At 55.5% G+C, this 15,310-nt stretch carries 14 protein-coding genes and 1 pseudogene; 4 read left to right on the forward strand and 11 right to left on the reverse strand.

The features are described 5' to 3' along the window. Positions 1-4: 4 nt before the first annotated feature. The 6 genes and pseudogenes from nrfD to fmdA form a co-directional block, all read right to left on the reverse strand. Positions 5-1,054: an NrfD/PsrC family molybdoenzyme membrane anchor subunit gene (gene nrfD / locus FE795_RS08550; RefSeq protein ID WP_131071771.1), complete on the reverse strand. Its 1,050-nt coding sequence runs from the start codon at positions 1,052-1,054 to the stop codon at positions 5-7. Between the two features lie 9 nt (positions 1,055-1,063). Continuing rightward, positions 1,064-1,822, reverse strand: a complete 759-nt coding sequence (dsrO, locus tag FE795_RS08555) for a sulfate reduction electron transfer complex DsrMKJOP subunit DsrO (protein WP_131071772.1) — start codon at positions 1,820-1,822, stop codon at positions 1,064-1,066. Between the two features lie 201 nt (positions 1,823-2,023). Next, positions 2,024-3,535, reverse strand: a complete 1,512-nt coding sequence (locus tag FE795_RS08560) for a FepA family TonB-dependent siderophore receptor (protein WP_329956487.1) — start codon at positions 3,533-3,535, stop codon at positions 2,024-2,026. A 317-nt stretch (positions 3,536-3,852) separates the two neighbouring features. Continuing rightward, positions 3,853-4,317 (reverse strand): annotated as a pseudogene (locus FE795_RS17405) (TonB-dependent receptor plug domain-containing protein); the annotation flags it as partial. Between the two features lie 186 nt (positions 4,318-4,503). Beyond that, the gene (locus FE795_RS08565) at positions 4,504-4,791 is read right to left on the reverse strand and encodes an FmdB family zinc ribbon protein (RefSeq protein ID WP_131071774.1); all 288 of its coding nucleotides are present in this window, start codon (positions 4,789-4,791) and stop codon (positions 4,504-4,506) included. Positions 4,792-4,848: 57 nt separating this feature from the next. Beyond that, positions 4,849-6,048: a formamidase gene (fmdA, locus tag FE795_RS08570; protein ID WP_131071775.1), complete on the reverse strand. Its 1,200-nt coding sequence runs from the start codon at positions 6,046-6,048 to the stop codon at positions 4,849-4,851. A gap of 454 nt (positions 6,049-6,502) precedes the next feature. Here fmdA and FE795_RS08575 point away from each other — a divergent pair, with 454 nt between their 5' ends. From FE795_RS08575 to FE795_RS08585, 3 genes are all read left to right on the forward strand, one after another. Further along, entirely contained in the window at positions 6,503-7,879 is a 1,377-nt protein-coding gene (locus FE795_RS08575; protein WP_219236082.1) for an 8-oxoguanine deaminase, read from the forward strand. A gap of 55 nt (positions 7,880-7,934) precedes the next feature. After that, positions 7,935-9,467 (forward strand): nucleobase:cation symporter-2 family protein, encoded by a 1,533-nt coding sequence (locus tag FE795_RS08580; protein ID WP_131071777.1) that lies wholly within the window; start codon positions 7,935-7,937, stop codon positions 9,465-9,467. Between the two features lie 202 nt (positions 9,468-9,669). Further along, complete coding sequence (locus FE795_RS08585) at positions 9,670-10,119, forward strand: Hsp20/alpha crystallin family protein (RefSeq protein ID WP_003800089.1); 450 nt, start codon at positions 9,670-9,672, stop codon at positions 10,117-10,119. Positions 10,120-10,241: 122 nt separating this feature from the next. On the opposite strand, the gene FE795_RS08590 is transcribed toward FE795_RS08585, so the two are convergent. The 3 genes from FE795_RS08590 to FE795_RS17360 all read right to left on the reverse strand — a co-directional run bounded on the left by FE795_RS08590 (position 10,242) and on the right by FE795_RS17360 (position 12,164). Beyond that, positions 10,242-11,558 (reverse strand): M20 metallopeptidase family protein, encoded by a 1,317-nt coding sequence (locus FE795_RS08590; RefSeq protein WP_219236083.1) that lies wholly within the window; start codon positions 11,556-11,558, stop codon positions 10,242-10,244. Between the two features lie 69 nt (positions 11,559-11,627). Continuing rightward, the gene (locus tag FE795_RS08595; protein WP_207307418.1) at positions 11,628-12,002 is read right to left on the reverse strand and encodes a helix-turn-helix domain-containing protein; all 375 of its coding nucleotides are present in this window, start codon (positions 12,000-12,002) and stop codon (positions 11,628-11,630) included. Positions 12,003-12,029: 27 nt separating this feature from the next. After that, entirely contained in the window at positions 12,030-12,164 is a 135-nt protein-coding gene (locus FE795_RS17360) for a cupin domain-containing protein (RefSeq protein WP_268885619.1), read from the reverse strand. Positions 12,165-12,414: 250 nt separating this feature from the next. On the opposite strand from FE795_RS17360, the gene FE795_RS08600 reads away from it, so the two are divergent. After that, entirely contained in the window at positions 12,415-12,870 is a 456-nt protein-coding gene (locus FE795_RS08600; protein ID WP_003800086.1) for a MarR family winged helix-turn-helix transcriptional regulator, read from the forward strand. On the opposite strand, the gene nudC is transcribed toward FE795_RS08600, so the two are convergent. Beyond that, positions 12,851-13,639, reverse strand: coding sequence for an NAD(+) diphosphatase (nudC, locus tag FE795_RS08605; RefSeq protein ID WP_131071779.1), 789 nt, complete (start codon positions 13,637-13,639; stop codon positions 12,851-12,853). The genes FE795_RS08600 and nudC overlap by 20 nt on opposite strands. A 594-nt stretch (positions 13,640-14,233) precedes the next feature. Beyond that, positions 14,234-15,166 carry a YicC/YloC family endoribonuclease gene (locus tag FE795_RS08610; protein WP_003800084.1) on the reverse strand — a complete coding sequence of 311 codons (933 nt, stop codon included), beginning with the start codon at positions 15,164-15,166 and terminating at the stop codon, positions 14,234-14,236. Positions 15,167-15,310 lie beyond the last annotated feature (144 nt).

A 15,310-nucleotide genomic window follows, 5' to 3' on the forward strand; every position in this document is an offset into this window, starting at 1 on the left:
AAATCTAGTGGGTCTGTGCGGCCTGGGCCGTCAACGGCGCATGCCGGGCCGGGAACAGAGAGAGCAGGGTGGTGCTGGCGGCAATCAAGGCAATGCACAGGCCGAGCACACCCAGCATGCCCAGCAGTCCATCACTGCCCAAAGGCATGGTGTAGAGGTACAAACCAGCACCATATTTCGGTACACCCTGCACCGCCATGAAAATAATCCAGCGAAACACCCAGGCAGAGCCAAGCATGAAGGCGGCACACAGCAAGCTATACCACGTGCCTTGCAACGTCTCGGCCGGGCGGCTGAGCATATAAAGCAGCAGCAGACCCAAAGCGCAAGAGCCCAGAAAGCCCAAACGCCATACCGGGTAGGTCTGGAACAGCTCCTGAGCGGCAGCAAAAGAGCGACTCTCACCCATCAAACCGGAGCCAAGCCACAGCAGGGCCACCAGGATCAGGGACAGCACCACACCCAACGACCAGCGGCGTATATAGTTCATCGGCAGACCGGCCACGCCACCGGGCAGAAAGCGGGCAACCAGTAACAGTGCGCCCAAACTGGCCAGGGCTGCTGTCAACGCAAAATTTACCGGCAAAAACGCGGTGTTCCACAAAGGACGTGAACGCAGCACCATCACTTCAAAGCCGCTGTAAACCAGAATCGACACGGCCGAGACCAGCAGGGCCAGGCTCAGGCCGCGCCACAAAGCGCGTTTGTCCAGCCACCAAGCCAGTACGTTCGCCACCGACAATCCGACGAACACAGGCAACAGAATGGCGCCCAATGACATCCAGGACCAAGGTGTGAAGTGGGCATAGAAATGCCAGAAACGGCCAGGTTGGTGCAAGTCGGCCAGCAAGGACACGGGCGCGGCGATGCTGCTGCACAGCAGCACAATCATCAGCGCGGGTTCCAAACGACGCAAAGCGGGATCGCGAGACCAGGCGCAACGCCATACCCAGACCGTGCTGGTGGCGGCCATGCCTACCAGAAAAAAGTATTGGACCGCCCAAGGTAGCCAGGCGACTTCATAGGCGGGGGTCAGAATTTCAATAATAGACATATCGGCCCTTTAGAACTGATTGGTCAGACGCACGCTGGCCTGACCATCCACACCATCGACAAACTCGTCTGGCAAGCCGATGTAAAACACATGGGGGCTGGTATTCATGCCGGGTTTGAGAACGCGGATTTCCTCTTTGTGCTCGTTGAGCAGTTGGGAAATCGTGCTGTTTTCATCGTTCATGTCACCAATGACACGCGCTCCACCCACACAGCTTTCTACACAGGCCGGCAGCAACCCCACTTCCAGGCGATGTTCACAGAACGTGCATTTGTCGGCAGTTTGGGTTTCATGGTTAATGAAGCGGGCGTCGTAAGGACAGGCCTGAACACAATATGCGCAGCCGACACAGCGCTCGTTATCCACCAACACCACCCCGTCTTCACGCTGAAATGTCGCCTGTACCGGACAGACAGGTACACAGGGTGGGTTATCGCAGTGATTGCAAAGGCGCGGCAGGCTCAGCATGGCCGCCTGCTGCTGGTCGTCGAGCACCTCGTATTGCAGAACCGTGGTTCGGAACTGCCCGATAGGCGGGGCGTTTTCGATCGAGCAACTGACCGTACAGGCCTGACAACCAATACACTTTCGTAGATCCACCACCATGCCGTAGCGGGCCCCCTCTTTCCCACCGCTGCGGCGGGGAGGCTGACTGTTCATGGCCGCTTGGACAGGCTGGATAGGAATAATGGTGGCACCGGCGCTCAGGCCCAGTAATTCCTTAAGAAAACGTCGCTTGCCCGGTTTGGGCTCGGCGGTTGGAATCATGTGTTTTCCTTTTTTTGCCTGGGTTTAACCCATTTAAATTATTTACAGTTATAAGCATATTAAGAATACGAAGTTACAGTCTTGATGAAAGTCAAAAAGAACATTTAAAGGTTGAAATGTTGATATGCAGTGATAATGGGCAAAAAAAAAGCCCCTTCGTTCAGAAGGGGCTGTATAAGACTGATTTAAAAAGAAAAATACTTAAAAAGTCCCGCCCAGACTCAGGAAGAAAGTACGGCCAGGCTGGTTGAACGTATGAGCGCCAGCGCCATAGATGTAGTTGGGCGTCCCCAGGTTCACGCCGATTGCATTTCCGCGCCGGAACAGGCGTTTGTCAAACAGATTGTCGACACCCGCGGTGATATGCATCCGCTTGTTGATTTTGTACTGGGTGCTCAGACCAAATAAGGCGTACGGGGAGACCTTGTCGGTTGCAGAGCCTGTCAGAGTCTGCCCGTAGTAGTCGTATTTGGGTGGCTTTTGTTCGCCGTAGAACGTCGCTTTGGCCCGCAAGGACCAGTCGGCGTTTACCGTCCAGTCCAAGGTAGTGTTGATGGTGTATTTGGGAATCGTGGACAGCGCTTCGCCAGTGGTCTTGTTTTTGGACTCAATCATGTAGGTGAAGTTGGTTGACCATAGCCAGTTCGGGGCAACCGGCCAGGTCAGGTTGCCTTCCAGGCCTGAAACCACGGCTTTGGGAATGTTTTCCCACTGCAGAATCAATTGCTGCTTGTTCAGGGCGGTAAAGCTATCTACTGCAAAACGTCCTGCTTCCACTTTATTGCGGTAGTCGTTATGAAAGTAGGTCAGGCTTGCACCCAGGCCGCCGTCACCGACATACTCAATTCCCAGCTCCTTGTTGATGCTGGTTTCTGCCTTCAGGTCCGAGTTACCCTGCAGGAAGCAACCTGTCGTGCTCGATGACGTATTACCCCAGCAACCGTTACCGAGACTGTACAAGGTGTAGCCATCATTGCTTTGATACAGGTTGGGAGCCTTGTAGGCGCGGGCGATACCGGCTTTGAACAACCAGTTGTCAGTTACCGCATGCGTGAGATTGAGTGACGGGCTCCAGTTGCTGCCATGCTTGTCGTGGTAGTCAAAGCGCAGCCCGGGTGTAACGGTCGTCTGGTCGGTAGCGTAAATATTGTTTTCAGCAAACACCGAATAAATATTGGCTCGCGATTTGGGCTTGTAGGCCGTCGGTACGCCAGGGATGCGGGTAGGGTTGCGTTGCGCCAAGTCCGAGGACGTGTCGTTGAGTTCCTGACCAACCCATTCCATACCGACCGTTGCGTATTGCTCAATACTGCCGGCCTTGAATTGATGACTGGCCTCGGCATGGGCGGTCAGGGTGCTCAGGTCAGCCGTACCAAATCCCCCATCGTTCACACGGGACGGGTCATTAAATGCCCCCTCGGTCCCGCCCGCCAGGCCCTCCAGCAGACGGTAGTTGCGTGTTTTCTCGTACTGCACATACGCCAGCGAGTTGGTTTTGTCATTCCAATCGCCCCGATGGGTCAGAGAATAGCTTTGGCGATATATTTTGTTCGTCTCGTCGCCCAACTGGCGTTTGACCTCATCATTGGTATTGGTGTTTTGGGTATCGCCGGTGTAAATATTGCCCTGGCGGCCGTAGAAAACCTCCAGGTCCACCGTGTGGCGGCTGTCGGGACGCCAGGACAGCAGACCATTGATGTCCTTGTTGCGCACCCCCTCACGCCCGGCAGGCAGACTGTTGGCGTTGGCCCCCCGCGTTCGGTCTGGTGGCCTTTATTGATCTCCGGGTCGTCCGCATCGGTCTTGTTCAGGTTTCCGTATAGGCGAAAGGACAGGGATTCGCTGATGGGGCCGCTCAGGCCAAAATTCATGCGGCGTGTCGCCCCTTCATCGCTGTGTTCGGGCACATTCCCATAAAAAGAATAGGAGCCCTGGAACGTGTCGGTGGTGGGCTTGGTGATGATATTGACCACTCCTCCGGCTGCTCCGTTACCGTAACGAGCTGCGGCTGGGCCGCGCAGCACTTCTACTCGTTCGATCTGCTCGGCAGGAACCCAGTTGGTATCGCCGCGGGAATCGCGTTCGCCCCGCCAACCAAATCGCACGGCAGAGCGTGAACTGACCGGTTTGCCATCAATCAGAATCAGCGTGTTTTCCGGGCCCATGCCGCGGATATCAATTTGCCGATTATTGCCACGCTGCCCGCTGGCTGAATTACCCGTCAGGTTGACCCCCGGCATGGTGCGCAGCACTTCGGAGATGTCGTTGGCGGGTGGGGATTTCTGGATGTCGTCGGCGGTGATGACAGACGACCCCAAGGTTTGCTTGAGCTCTTGTTCGGCCTTGACCACGATGCGCTCCAGTTCCTCGACCTCTTGCGCTCGCGTCTGAACAGGGAAGGCCAAGCTCATCGCTACAGCCAGACTGCTTAGGGACATAAAGGGGACACCGCCAGGCCTACGGCGCGTAGCGGCGAAAGAGGAGGACACCGACATGATTAACACCTAGTAATAATGAGATTGATTCGTGATTATAAACAAGGTGAGCGGTGTTACAAAGTGATAATTTCGTATGGCCGATACAAAGGGATCGGCGCATTCAGCCCGACACCCAGCCGCTGCCGGTCAAGACAAAGCCCTTGTCAAGATGGGCAGCGTGCGTGGTAGACAGGGTGAATGCGCTCAAGCGCAGACACTGCAGCCAGGGCCCATGCAAGTATGGATAACCGAGTTGCGCGTACTGGAGCGCGTGCCGGGGCCAGTCACATTATTGCCGGCCAGGGCTTGTTGAGGGGTCAGGCCCCGCGCGGGGCTGGATTTGCTGAACAGACGCCGAGGAGCACTCAGCTGCAGCAAAAGACTGCCTTTTTCACAAGCAGGGCAAACTTGAGGGTCGTTGCGGGCAGCCATGCTGCGCAAATGGCTGCTGCGTTGCAAGCAATGATTGCAAAGATAGTCGTACAAAGGCATGGCAAATCCAAGTGAAACGGGCCCTGGTCTCAATGAAAGACCAGGGCCATAGACCGATTAGCTCAGCTTACAGCGTGTGCCTGGACGGCCAAAACGAGCGGCATCATTCAAGGCACCCTTAGGCAGAATATCGGTATCAAAAATACCGGTAGGCAAGGCCAGAGAGGCGGAGCTGTTGGGCAGGTCCACCACGCCACCGTAACGACCCTCAACGGGAGCGGCCGTCAGGAGCATGTACGCTTGCGCGCGCGACAAGTCCGTGGTGCGGCTGATGTAATCAATCGCCGCCAGGCAAGCCTGACGGTACGCGACCGTGGAGTCCAGATAGTAGTTCACGCCTTCTTCCACACTGATCCCGGTAAAGTGCATCCACTGATCGTACTTGGGATCGTGGCGGCCCGGCACGTAGATAGGCGCGGTCAGATTATATTTGGCCATGCCCCCTTTGATCAGGTCAAAGCCAAGGTGGGCAGCGCCGTCCATCTCAATGGCGCCACAAAAGGAGATTTCGCCATCGCCCTGGGAGAAGTGCAAGTCACCCATGGACAGGCCAGCCCCTTTGACGTACACGGGGAAGTAAATCCGCGAACCGATGGTCAGATTCTTGATGTCCAGGTTGCCGCCATGCTCACGCGGGGGCACGGTACGGGCGGCTTCGGCAGCCATACGGTCAAATTCCGCGCCCTTGACACCGCGCAGCACCGCTGTCTTGGAGTCGGGTGGATTGGCGTGGCCCTTGGGTACGAGCAAGGCTTCCCGACGATTCCACTCACGCAGCAACTCATGCGAGGGCAGGGTGCCGATCAGGCCGGGATGCATCATGGCGGCGATGCGTACACCAGGGATATGCCGCGAGGTGGCATACACACCATGCAGGTCCCAGATGGCCTTGTCGGCTTCGGGGAAATGCTCGGCCAAAAAACCACCGCCGTTCTCTTTGGCAAAAATGCCCGAGAAACCCACCGGGGTAATACAGCGAATATCCAGCAGGTCCACCACCAGAATGTCGCCGGGCTCGGCGCCTTCCACGTGGATCGGGCCGGTCAGGGGGTGAGCGCGGGTCAGGTCAACGTCGCGCACGTCGTTGGCGCTATCGGTATTTTTAATCTGGGCATCCAGAAAATCCAGGCATTCCAGAATCATTTCTTCACCCGGCTTGACGCTGGTCAGATCGGGAATATCAGGATGCCATCGGTTGTGCCCTATTTCAGCTTGTTCGGCCAGGGGTGCGCCGGGTTTGATTTTTATATGCTGCATGTGTTCTCCGAAGTATGTGTGCGAGGTTCGCACCAAGGCGCTTTTTCAGGCGCTTGACCACACCATTAACACGACTGGACAAGCATGGTCAAAATCAGCCAAGCAACGGTTTTATATGCATTTTTTTGCCAGTAAATAAATTCTTAAGTGAGTCAATGATTTAGACATTAAGCGATTAAAAAACAATAAACCGCGCTTTTTGTCTAGAGGATAAATCCTGATCTGGCGCAGGTTTTTTATGTCGGCGCGTACCGTTAATAAAAAGGGGTATGGACATACGCTAATTCGTATAGAAGACATACGAGTTTCTTAATGGCCCAAGCAGATTCAAGGCCAGACACGGAAAAGGGGGCTTGGTTCGTAAGGCTCCGAATAACCCTTATAACCAACGCGCAATAAGACAGCAAGTTGAACTGACAACAATAAAAGCAAATAAAACGCAGGAGACACCCTTGTGACTAGCTGTTCCCCCATCCTGTGGATTCGACATCCACTGGCTTGTTCTGACGCGGATGCCGCCGGTGGCGTGCTGATTCAAGACAGCCGCATTATCGAAAAAGTAGCGTCTGGTCAGCAACCGCGACAGGCCTATGACCAAACCTGGGACGCCTCACGTCATGTATTGCTGCCCGGTCTGGTCAATACTCATCATCATTTTTATCAGACCTTGACCCGGGCCTATACCCCCGCCTTGAACAAACCGTTGTTTCCCTGGCTGACCACCCTGTATGACGTATGGGCAGGCTTGGATGATGAGCAGATGCAGGTGGCCAGTGAGCTGGCGATGGTGGAGCTGCTGCAATCGGGCTGCACTACGGTGGCTGACCACCATTATGTGTTTTCGGGCGCCTTGCAGCATGCAATTGACTGTCAGGCTGAAACGGCCCAGCGTCTGGGCGTTCGTGCGGCATTGACGCGAGGCTCCATGAGTGTGGGCCGCGAGCAGGGCGGCTTACCGCCGCAAATCGTAGTGCAGGACGAGCAAACCATTCTGGATGACAGTCTGCGCCTGATTCGCCAGTATCACCAGCGCGAGGACGGCGCCATGATTACCCTGGCGCTGGCTCCCTGTTCGCCTTTTTCTGTCAGCCGTGAGCTCATGCGTGAAAGTGCCCAGCTGGCCGAGCGCGAAGACGTGCGTTTGCATACCCATCTGGCCGAAACCGACGATGAAACCGCCTACTGTGAACGCCTCTTTGGCATGCGTCCACTTGATTACCTGGATCAGCAGGGATGGTTGAGCAATCGTACCTGGCTGGCGCATGGCATTCATTTCAATGACGAAGAAATTCAACGCCTGGGTCGGGCAGGGACCGGCATCGCCCATTGCCCCTCCTCCAATATGGTGTTGGGAAGTGGCCTGTGCCGCACCATTGAGCTGGAAACGGCAGGCGCACCGGTTGGTCTGGCGGTTGATGGTTCGGCTTCCAACGATCACTCCAATCTGGCGCAGGAAATGCGGCAGGCCCTGTTGTTAGGCCGGCTGCGTTACCAGCCAGGGCAGGTCACCCATCAAGCCGTCATTCGTTGGGCCACCCAGGGTTCGGCCCGTTGTTTGGGCCGGGACGATATTGGCGGTCTGAACGTTGGACAGCAAGCAGATCTGGCCCTGTTCACTCTTGATGAATTGCGTTTTTCGGGTGCGGAAAACCCCCTGGCTGCCTTATTGCTGTGCGGTGCGGACTGCGCTGACCGCGTGATGGTCGCAGGTCAGTGGCGTGTCATTGACGGCCAGGTCTGCGGGATTGATCAACACGATTTGATGCAGCGTCATCAAGGCGCCGCACGTCGTTTGTGTGACAAGGCACTGTCCGGCGCAGTGACGGCTTAAGTTCAGTAGCGACAGGGCCGACAGAGCCCTGCCTCATTATTCCTCGGAGACAGTTATGACAAGACCTGCACAGGCAAGGGCTGCGGCAACGGCGCCGCGTCCTGAAGACGAGAATCTGGGCCTGGGGGCCAATCTGGCCTATGGCTTTCAGCACGTATTAACCATGTATGGCGGCATTATTGCCGTCCCGCTGATTATTGGTGAGGCTGCGGGCCTGCCTGCCAACGAAACAGGGCTGTTGATTACCGCCTGCCTGTTCATGGGCGGGCTGGCCACCTTGCTGCAGACCCTGGGCGTTCCTTTCTTCGGCTGCCGGCTGCCCCTGGTACAAGGGGTGTCCTTTTCGGGCGTTGCCACCATGATCGCCATTTTGGGCACGGGCGGCGGCTTGCCCGCGGTGTTTGGCGCAGTGATTGCGGCCTCCTTCATAGGGTTGCTGATTACCCCCATCTTTTCTCGAGTCATCCGTTTTTTTCCGCCTCTGGTCACCGGTTGTGTAATCACCACGATTGGGCTGACCCTGATGCCGGTGGCGGCCTTCTGGGCGATGGGCGGCAATCCACAGGCGCCTGACTTTGGCAGTGTCGGCAATATTTCCCTGGCTGCCCTGACCTTGCTGATCGTGCTGCTGCTCAGCAAGCTGGGAAGTGCCACTATTTCTCGCCTGTCCATCTTGCTGGCTATTATTATTGGCACTGTCATTGCTGTTGCCATGGGACATGCGGATTTCTCAGCGGTCAGCGAAGGGGAGGTATTTGCCTTGCCCAGCCTGTTCCATTTCGGCATGCCCACCTTTCAGACGGCCGCGATCATCTCCATGTTCATTGTGATCATCGTGACCTTGGTCGAGACCTCAGCGGATATTCTGGCAGTGGGCGATATCATCGAGACCAAAGTGGACGCCCGCCGTCTCGGTGATGGTTTGCGTGCCGATATGCTCTCCAGCCTGCTTGCTCCCGTTTTTGGTTCCTTCACGCAAAGCGCCTTTGCCCAGAATGTAGGCCTGGTAGCGGTAACCGGCGTGAAAAGTCGCTATGTTGTCGCCTTTGGCGGCCTGATCCTGATTGCTCTGGGCTTGTTGCCGATAATGGGACGCCTGGTCGCTGCTGTGCCGCCGGCCGTTCTGGGCGGTGCGGGCATGGTGCTGTTTGGCACGGTCGCAGCCAGCGGCATCCGTACCTTGGCCAAAGTGAACTATGACAACAATATGAACCTGATTATTGTGGCCACCTCAATTGGCGCAGGCATGATTCCCATTGTGGCACCCAAGTTCTACGAGCACTTCCCGGTCTGGTTTGCAACGATTTTCCATTCCGGCATCAGCTCGGCCGCTCTGGTCGCCATCGTACTGAATCTGCTGTTCAACCACTTCACCCTGGGCAATTCCGAGCATCCTTCCGTATTTGCAGCTGGGGGAGGCCGCTATCTGCGTGTCTCGGATCTGGCCAAATTGAATGAAGGTGATCACGTGATTAATGGCAAGGTGATGGACAAAGACGGCAAGGAGATTCCGGTCATTGATGACGATCATCCACTGGCCCATGAGCCCGTCCTGCCACACGCCAAGCCAAGCCTGAGCAGTACGTAAGGCTGGGCAGTCCCTCTTGGCAATATTTGCTCAACGTCTACACGGTCGTACCTTTGGCCGCCTTGTCTCTCTAACGAGCAGGGCGGTTTTTTTACGCAGATACTTGAAAAAGTGAACAAGCCCCCCATTTCTGTTGATGTAGGCGCCCGAGCCCACGCCTTCCCTTGCACAGGGCTCAGCAAAGGAAAAATGGAGGTCAAGCATGGCAAGCAATTTGACACGTTTTAATCCGTTTGGGGATCTGGCTGGTCTGGATTCGTGGCGGGATATCGAAGATATGTTCCGGCGCGTCCCCGTCGTTGGTTCCCTGGCCGGGAATACGCCACCCGCCATCCGTCTGGATGTCAGTGAGAACGAGGAAGCCTATCAGGTTAGCGCTGAAGTGCCTGGCATCAATAAAGAAGATGTGCATGTCAGCGTTGATGGCAATATTGTCTCTATCAAGGTAGAGAGCCGGCGCACCCATGAAGAGAAAGAGGGTGATACGGTGTTGCGCAGTGAGCGTTACTATGGGGTGCAGACCCGTCGCTTCAGTCTGGCGCAGGATATTGACGAGGCGCGAGCCAGCGCTAAATGCGAAAACGGAGTATTGGAACTGGTTCTGCCCAAGAAAAAGAGCGGGACCGGGGCCAAAAAGCTGGAAGTTCGCTAAGCCTGTGCTGTCAACAAAAAACCGCGCCGTTCTGGCGCGGTTTTTTGTTTTATGCGCGGCATGCAGGGCGACTGCAGGCGTTCGTTATCACCTGTCCACGCCCCGGCCCAGACATCCCAGTATCAAGGAGTGTGGTTGTCGAGCATATAAGTCAATGAACTGGCCAGCAAAGCACGTGTTCCGATGCGCAGGGCCTTTTCATCAATCATGAACTCCGGTGAATGATTGGGCGCACCCATTTTATCCGGATAGGGTGAGGCATTAAGCCGCCAGAAAACCACGGGTACGTTCTTGCCAAACGCGCCAAAATCCTCCGAACCCATACCTGGCGGCACCTCTTTGGCCCCGATACGGTCGCTGGCCAGTTCCAGAGCAGGGATGATGGTTTGAGTCACGTTGGGATCGCTGACCAGGACCTCATAGCCCGTGTCGATGCGAACGGTCGCTTTCACATCATGGTTGGCTGCAATATTTTGGGCGTATCGCTCAATCAACTCGTGAGCCCTTGTCTGATTTTGTTTGGACAGTGAGCGCACCGTGCCGCTGATATCCGCAGTTTCAGGCAGCACATTTGGACGGTTACCACTTTGCAACAAGCCTACCGTCACCACTGTTGTGCCATCCTGTGGGTTCGTTCGCTGGGCGATGATGCTATTTAGCGCCACCACCGTCTCGGCAGCGGCAACAAGCGGGGAGGCGGCCGTCCAGGGCGAGGAACCATGGCCGCCTTTACCCGCCAAAGAAATGGAAAACACATCACCACTGGCCATCAGGCTGCCTTTTCGGTAGCCAATGCTCCCTGCGGGGTAGGAAGGTCCGATGTGCTGGCCCATGACCACATCCACTTTAGGCTTGTCCAGTACGCCTTCGGCCATCATGGCATTGGCGCCGCTCAAGGGCTTACCAGGACCTTGCTCTTCGGCGGGCTGAAACAAGAGCACAATCGTACCCGGCAGTTCCTCACGCATGTCGGAAAAAACTTGGGCAGCACCCAACAGCATGGCAACGTGCGTATCGTGGCCGCACGCGTGCGATACCGACACTTCCTTGCCTTGCCAGGTGCCTTGGGCAACGGACTTGAAGGGCAGGTCATTGCGTTCCTGTACAGGCAGGGCGTCCATATCGGCACGCAAGGCTACGACAGGGCCAGGCTTTCCGCCTTTCAAGACGGCCTTGATCCCGGTCTGTGCAATCCCGCTTTGAATCTGATAGCCGGGCATGCTCTCCAGTGCCGCTTTAATATAAGCCGCCGTATTATGCTCTTGATAAGAAAGCTCAGGATTCTGATGCAGGTGGCGTCGCCACTCGATCACCTTTTCCTCCAGGGCATCGGCCTTGCCCATCGCGGTTTCCACCATCGGATGGCTGGTTTGTGCCAACGCCGTCCCGGCCAGCAGGCAACTCGTCACCAATAGGCTCAGGCGAAATGCGTGTCTCATACTGTCTCCTCGCTTTTTTAGTGTCATAGCGATTGATCATAGCACCGGCCCAGCCTGTCACCGGCGCAGTTAATTGACACCTATACCACTGTGAATGCCCGAATGCCCTCGGGCCAGTCCCGTGTGTTCTTTGAAGAAAGCGATAAAAGCACTGTCACTGGCAAAACCCAGGTTCGAGGCCAGCCACGTCACGCGCTGCTCGCTCGCAAGCTGTTCGATCGCCTTGAATACACGCCATTGCTGTCGCCACTGCTGATAATTCAGGCCTGTGTCCCGTTTAAACAGACGACTGATTATTTTTTCGCTAAGGCCCAGCTCCACCGACAGGTCTTTCAGGGCCGGTGGCAGCTTGGCCCCAGCCAGCGGCCGCAAACGACTATCACGAGGCAAGGGCAGAAAAAGAGCCCGCTCGTGCGCGGCTTGCAGCTCATTGAGCAACAGCAATATCAGATGCTGTCGTGGCGGCTGCTCTCAATCCGCGGCCAGATAAACCGAGCGGTACTTGACCTGTTCGCTCAGTTGTACCTGAGGGGCAAGCAGAGCCGGAATCCAGATCAAGCAGCTTGGCGGCAACAAACACAGGTGTTGATCCAGAGTCACGGTCATGCAGCCGCTGTGAGTGTACAGAATCTGCCCTCAGGGGTAGCTGATGCATACCGGAATCATGCTGCGCCAGGCGCGCCGCGATGCCCAGCACATGACGTCCTGTCAGTTCGGGGAAAGGGTCATTGGCGTCCAACTGGGGCATTGTCTTGTTGATGGCTTGCGCCCTCGTTCCTACACATGGCCGGGCTAGTATACTGACGGCTCTGCTTTCCTGAGGCGGTACCCGCAGGACAGACTTCACCAAGGCATTATGAGCAAATCCCCCGTTTCCATCCTGGACAGCAATGTAGAGACCAATATGGCTTTTCAAATGGCCACCATTATCTACAAGCTGGACCAGACCCTTAGATCCACCACCCTGCGTGAACACAATATGACCTACGTGCATTTCAGGGTGCTGCAATACCTGTGGGATAAGGATGGGTGCAGCATAGGAGAAATTGCCAAGGCTATTGTGGTCCATCAGCCAGTCCTCAGTCGGGTGCTTGACCAAATGCAGGATCGTGGGCTGGTGCAGCGTCGCACGGATGAGACGGACAGTCGCTACATGCGCGTCTTTCTGAGCGACACAGGTCGCGAGCGCTACGCGCAGGTCTGGCCGCCTGCCAAGGCAATGATTGACAACGCCCTGTCTGTTCTGACCGTGGACGAGCGCCAGGATTTGGGCCGTATGTTGCGCTCAATGGCTACGCATCTGGCAAATTGACTGGACGCCTGCAAGCAGCCTGACCCGGTAGATTGGCCCGAATCAAACGACCTGCAATGGAGTCCGTATGGGGCAGGTCGGGCAAGGCGTCCTCTGGCCCGAACCAGCGCGCATCATTGATTTCGTCTGCCTGGATACACAATTCCCCGCCCGCATACTCGGCGGTATAAGCCACCATCAACGAATGCGGGAACGGCCAGGACTGGCTGCCGAAATACTGGATATTGTCCACGCGCAGCCCCACTTCTTCCATGACCTCGCGGTGAATGGCTTCTTCCAGGTTTTCTCCCGCCTCCACAAAACCAGCCAGGGCGGTGTAGCGCGCCGTTGCATAGGTGGAGTGGCTGGCCAGCAAGATACGGTTCTTGTCGCGGATCAGCACCATCATGGCCGGGGAGATTCGGGGATAAGCCGAGAAGCCACAAGAAGTACAACGAAAGCACAATTCATGCTTTACACGCTCCATGGCCGAACCACACACACCACAGTATCGATGGCTTCGAGCCCACTCGGATACCTGGAACGCCCGGTTGGCGATGCTGGCCAGTTCGTCCAGTTGCGACAGAACGCCACGCAGGGGACGAAAGGCAAAGCCATCGGGAGCAGGAGTCTGTGCAGCTACATGGCAGGCAAAATCCTGGCAATCCTCTCCCGAAAAAAGCGCATGCCATTGTGCCGGTGGGATATCCAGCGCGGGTTTGGCGGGAATCAAGGCCTGTCCGCCTTGACTGCTGACCAATATTTCATTTCCACGAAAAATGAAATTCATGTGTTTCCTGTCCTTTAATACGCCGCCTAAGCGAAGCACCGAGCCCGCTATTGTACGGGAAGGTACGGGACGCAAAACAGCGAAGAAAATCACCGCTGAAAAAGTGGAGAGGCGGGGTAGGGCGTAGCAAAAACCTGCGGTCCTAAAACGGGCAGCAACAGGAAAAAAGCTTGCGTTGGTGTTCAAGCTCTCAAGAAAATAAGCGGGGAAAAGTTGAAAAATACTAGTTAGTGGGCATATGGTTAACTGAAAATCAATTAAAAAAAGAAAATTAATTTTCAATCCCAAATATTTTTTTATTATTGAAAAAACCATGGTCGATTTTTGTTTTAATTTTTTATTTTTAAAAATCCTATTTTATTTTTATACATTAAGGCGGCTGATAAAGTGTTTATGTTGTTTCGTCAATTTATCAGGCCACTTTAAAAAAACGAGACTATCTTATTGGGATAGGCTGCAAAAAGACTCAAAAAAAAACCGTCTGCTTTGAGCAAGACGGCTTTTTGGAGAAAAAATGGCCTACCAGGAGACGGGGCGGTGCTGCGTGGCTGAAAAAAGCAAACCCCTCAGCAGCTAAAGGCAGCAGGCCCCTTGCTACTCAATATTCTGAGTCTGCTCTCGCAACTGCTCAATGCACAGCTTCAGATCAATCGAGGCCCGTGTCATGTCCATGCTACCGGCCTTGGAGCCCAAGGTATTGGCCTCTCGGTTCATCTCCTGAAACAGAAAGTCCAAGCGTTTGCCGGTACTGCCTTGCCGGGCGCTTTTCTTGCCGGGAGCGGCAAGCACGTCTCCGTTCAGGATCAATTCCAGTTCACTCAAGTGGGAACGCAAACGAGCCAGTTCCTCCGCCACATCAATACGCAGGGAAAAAACAGCCGCCTCTTGCGCCACCCGTGCTGACAACTCTTCCCCCGATATCAGGGCAAAACCGTCGGGGCTGGCTTGCAGCAAGGCATCGTGTAAACGACTGGCGATCTTGTTCTTTTGCTCGGTCAAAATGGACGGCAAGTGCTGTTCAACTTCGTCGACAATCGCACTCATATCCTCACGGATTTCCAGCATGGCCTGAGCCAGACGTTGGCCTTCTCGCTCTCTTGTGGCCTGAAAATCCTGCAAAGCAGCCTGAAAAGCCTCACTGATCATCGGCAACCATAACTCCGGGTCCATGCCCGAATTATTACCACTCTGATTGCTCAACAAGGTTTGCAGCTCCGGTGCCGGCAGATCGGGAATGCTGACGCGGGCAATCTGCAGCATCTGTGCCGTGCGCTCGACCGCTTCCAGATCCAGGGTGCGTTGCTGATCGCTTCCGCTGCGGGCGAAGTTGACCCGAAGCTCCAGCTTGCCGCGTTGTACGCCTTGTGCGGCCAGCTCACGCAGCAGATTCTCCGCAAAACGCAGCTCCTCGGGCAAACGCAGATTCAGGTCCAGAAAGCGATTGTTGACGCTACGCATCTCGATAGTGATGGTGCCTGCTTCGGACTCGGCCTTGGCACTGCCAAACGCGGTCATGCTACGGATCATGGGGGTCACTTTAAGAATGGAATAAAGCCACCGATTGTACTCTTACGCCCCGGCTTTGGCGGCTCCCCAAGCGTCTGCAAAGCTCTATACTTTAGGCTTTTGGCCGATGGCGGCCAATTTTGTCCTTACACTCCCATCCGTACC

Origin of the sequence: Alcaligenes ammonioxydans (assembly GCF_019343455.1) — a bacterium.
Taxonomy (GTDB): Bacteria; Pseudomonadota; Gammaproteobacteria; order Burkholderiales; family Burkholderiaceae_B; genus Alcaligenes; species Alcaligenes ammonioxydans.

Bases quoted from the DNA above. Each gene is read 5' to 3' on its own strand.
- FE795_RS08610 (WP_003800084.1), bottom strand. From the start codon at position 15,166: ATGATCCGTAGCATGACCGCGTTTGGCAGTGCCAAGGCCGAGTCCGAA.
- nudC (WP_131071779.1), bottom strand. From the start codon at position 13,639: ATGAATTTCATTTTTCGTGGAAATGAAATATTGGTCAGCAGTCAAGGC.
- FE795_RS08580 (WP_131071777.1), top strand. From the start codon at position 7,935: ATGACAAGACCTGCACAGGCAAGGGCTGCGGCAACGGCGCCGCGTCCT.
- fmdA (WP_131071775.1), bottom strand. From the start codon at position 6,048: ATGCAGCATATAAAAATCAAACCCGGCGCACCCCTGGCCGAACAAGCT.
- FE795_RS08590 (WP_219236083.1), bottom strand. From the start codon at position 11,558: ATGAGACACGCATTTCGCCTGAGCCTATTGGTGACGAGTTGCCTGCTG.
- FE795_RS08585 (WP_003800089.1), top strand. From the start codon at position 9,670: ATGGCAAGCAATTTGACACGTTTTAATCCGTTTGGGGATCTGGCTGGT.
- FE795_RS17360 (WP_268885619.1), bottom strand. From the start codon at position 12,164: ATGACCGTGACTCTGGATCAACACCTGTGTTTGTTGCCGCCAAGCTGC.
- FE795_RS08600 (WP_003800086.1), top strand. From the start codon at position 12,415: ATGAGCAAATCCCCCGTTTCCATCCTGGACAGCAATGTAGAGACCAAT.
- dsrO (WP_131071772.1), bottom strand. From the start codon at position 1,822: ATGATTCCAACCGCCGAGCCCAAACCGGGCAAGCGACGTTTTCTTAAG.
- nrfD (WP_131071771.1), bottom strand. From the start codon at position 1,054: ATGTCTATTATTGAAATTCTGACCCCCGCCTATGAAGTCGCCTGGCTA.
- FE795_RS08565 (WP_131071774.1), bottom strand. From the start codon at position 4,791: ATGCCTTTGTACGACTATCTTTGCAATCATTGCTTGCAACGCAGCAGC.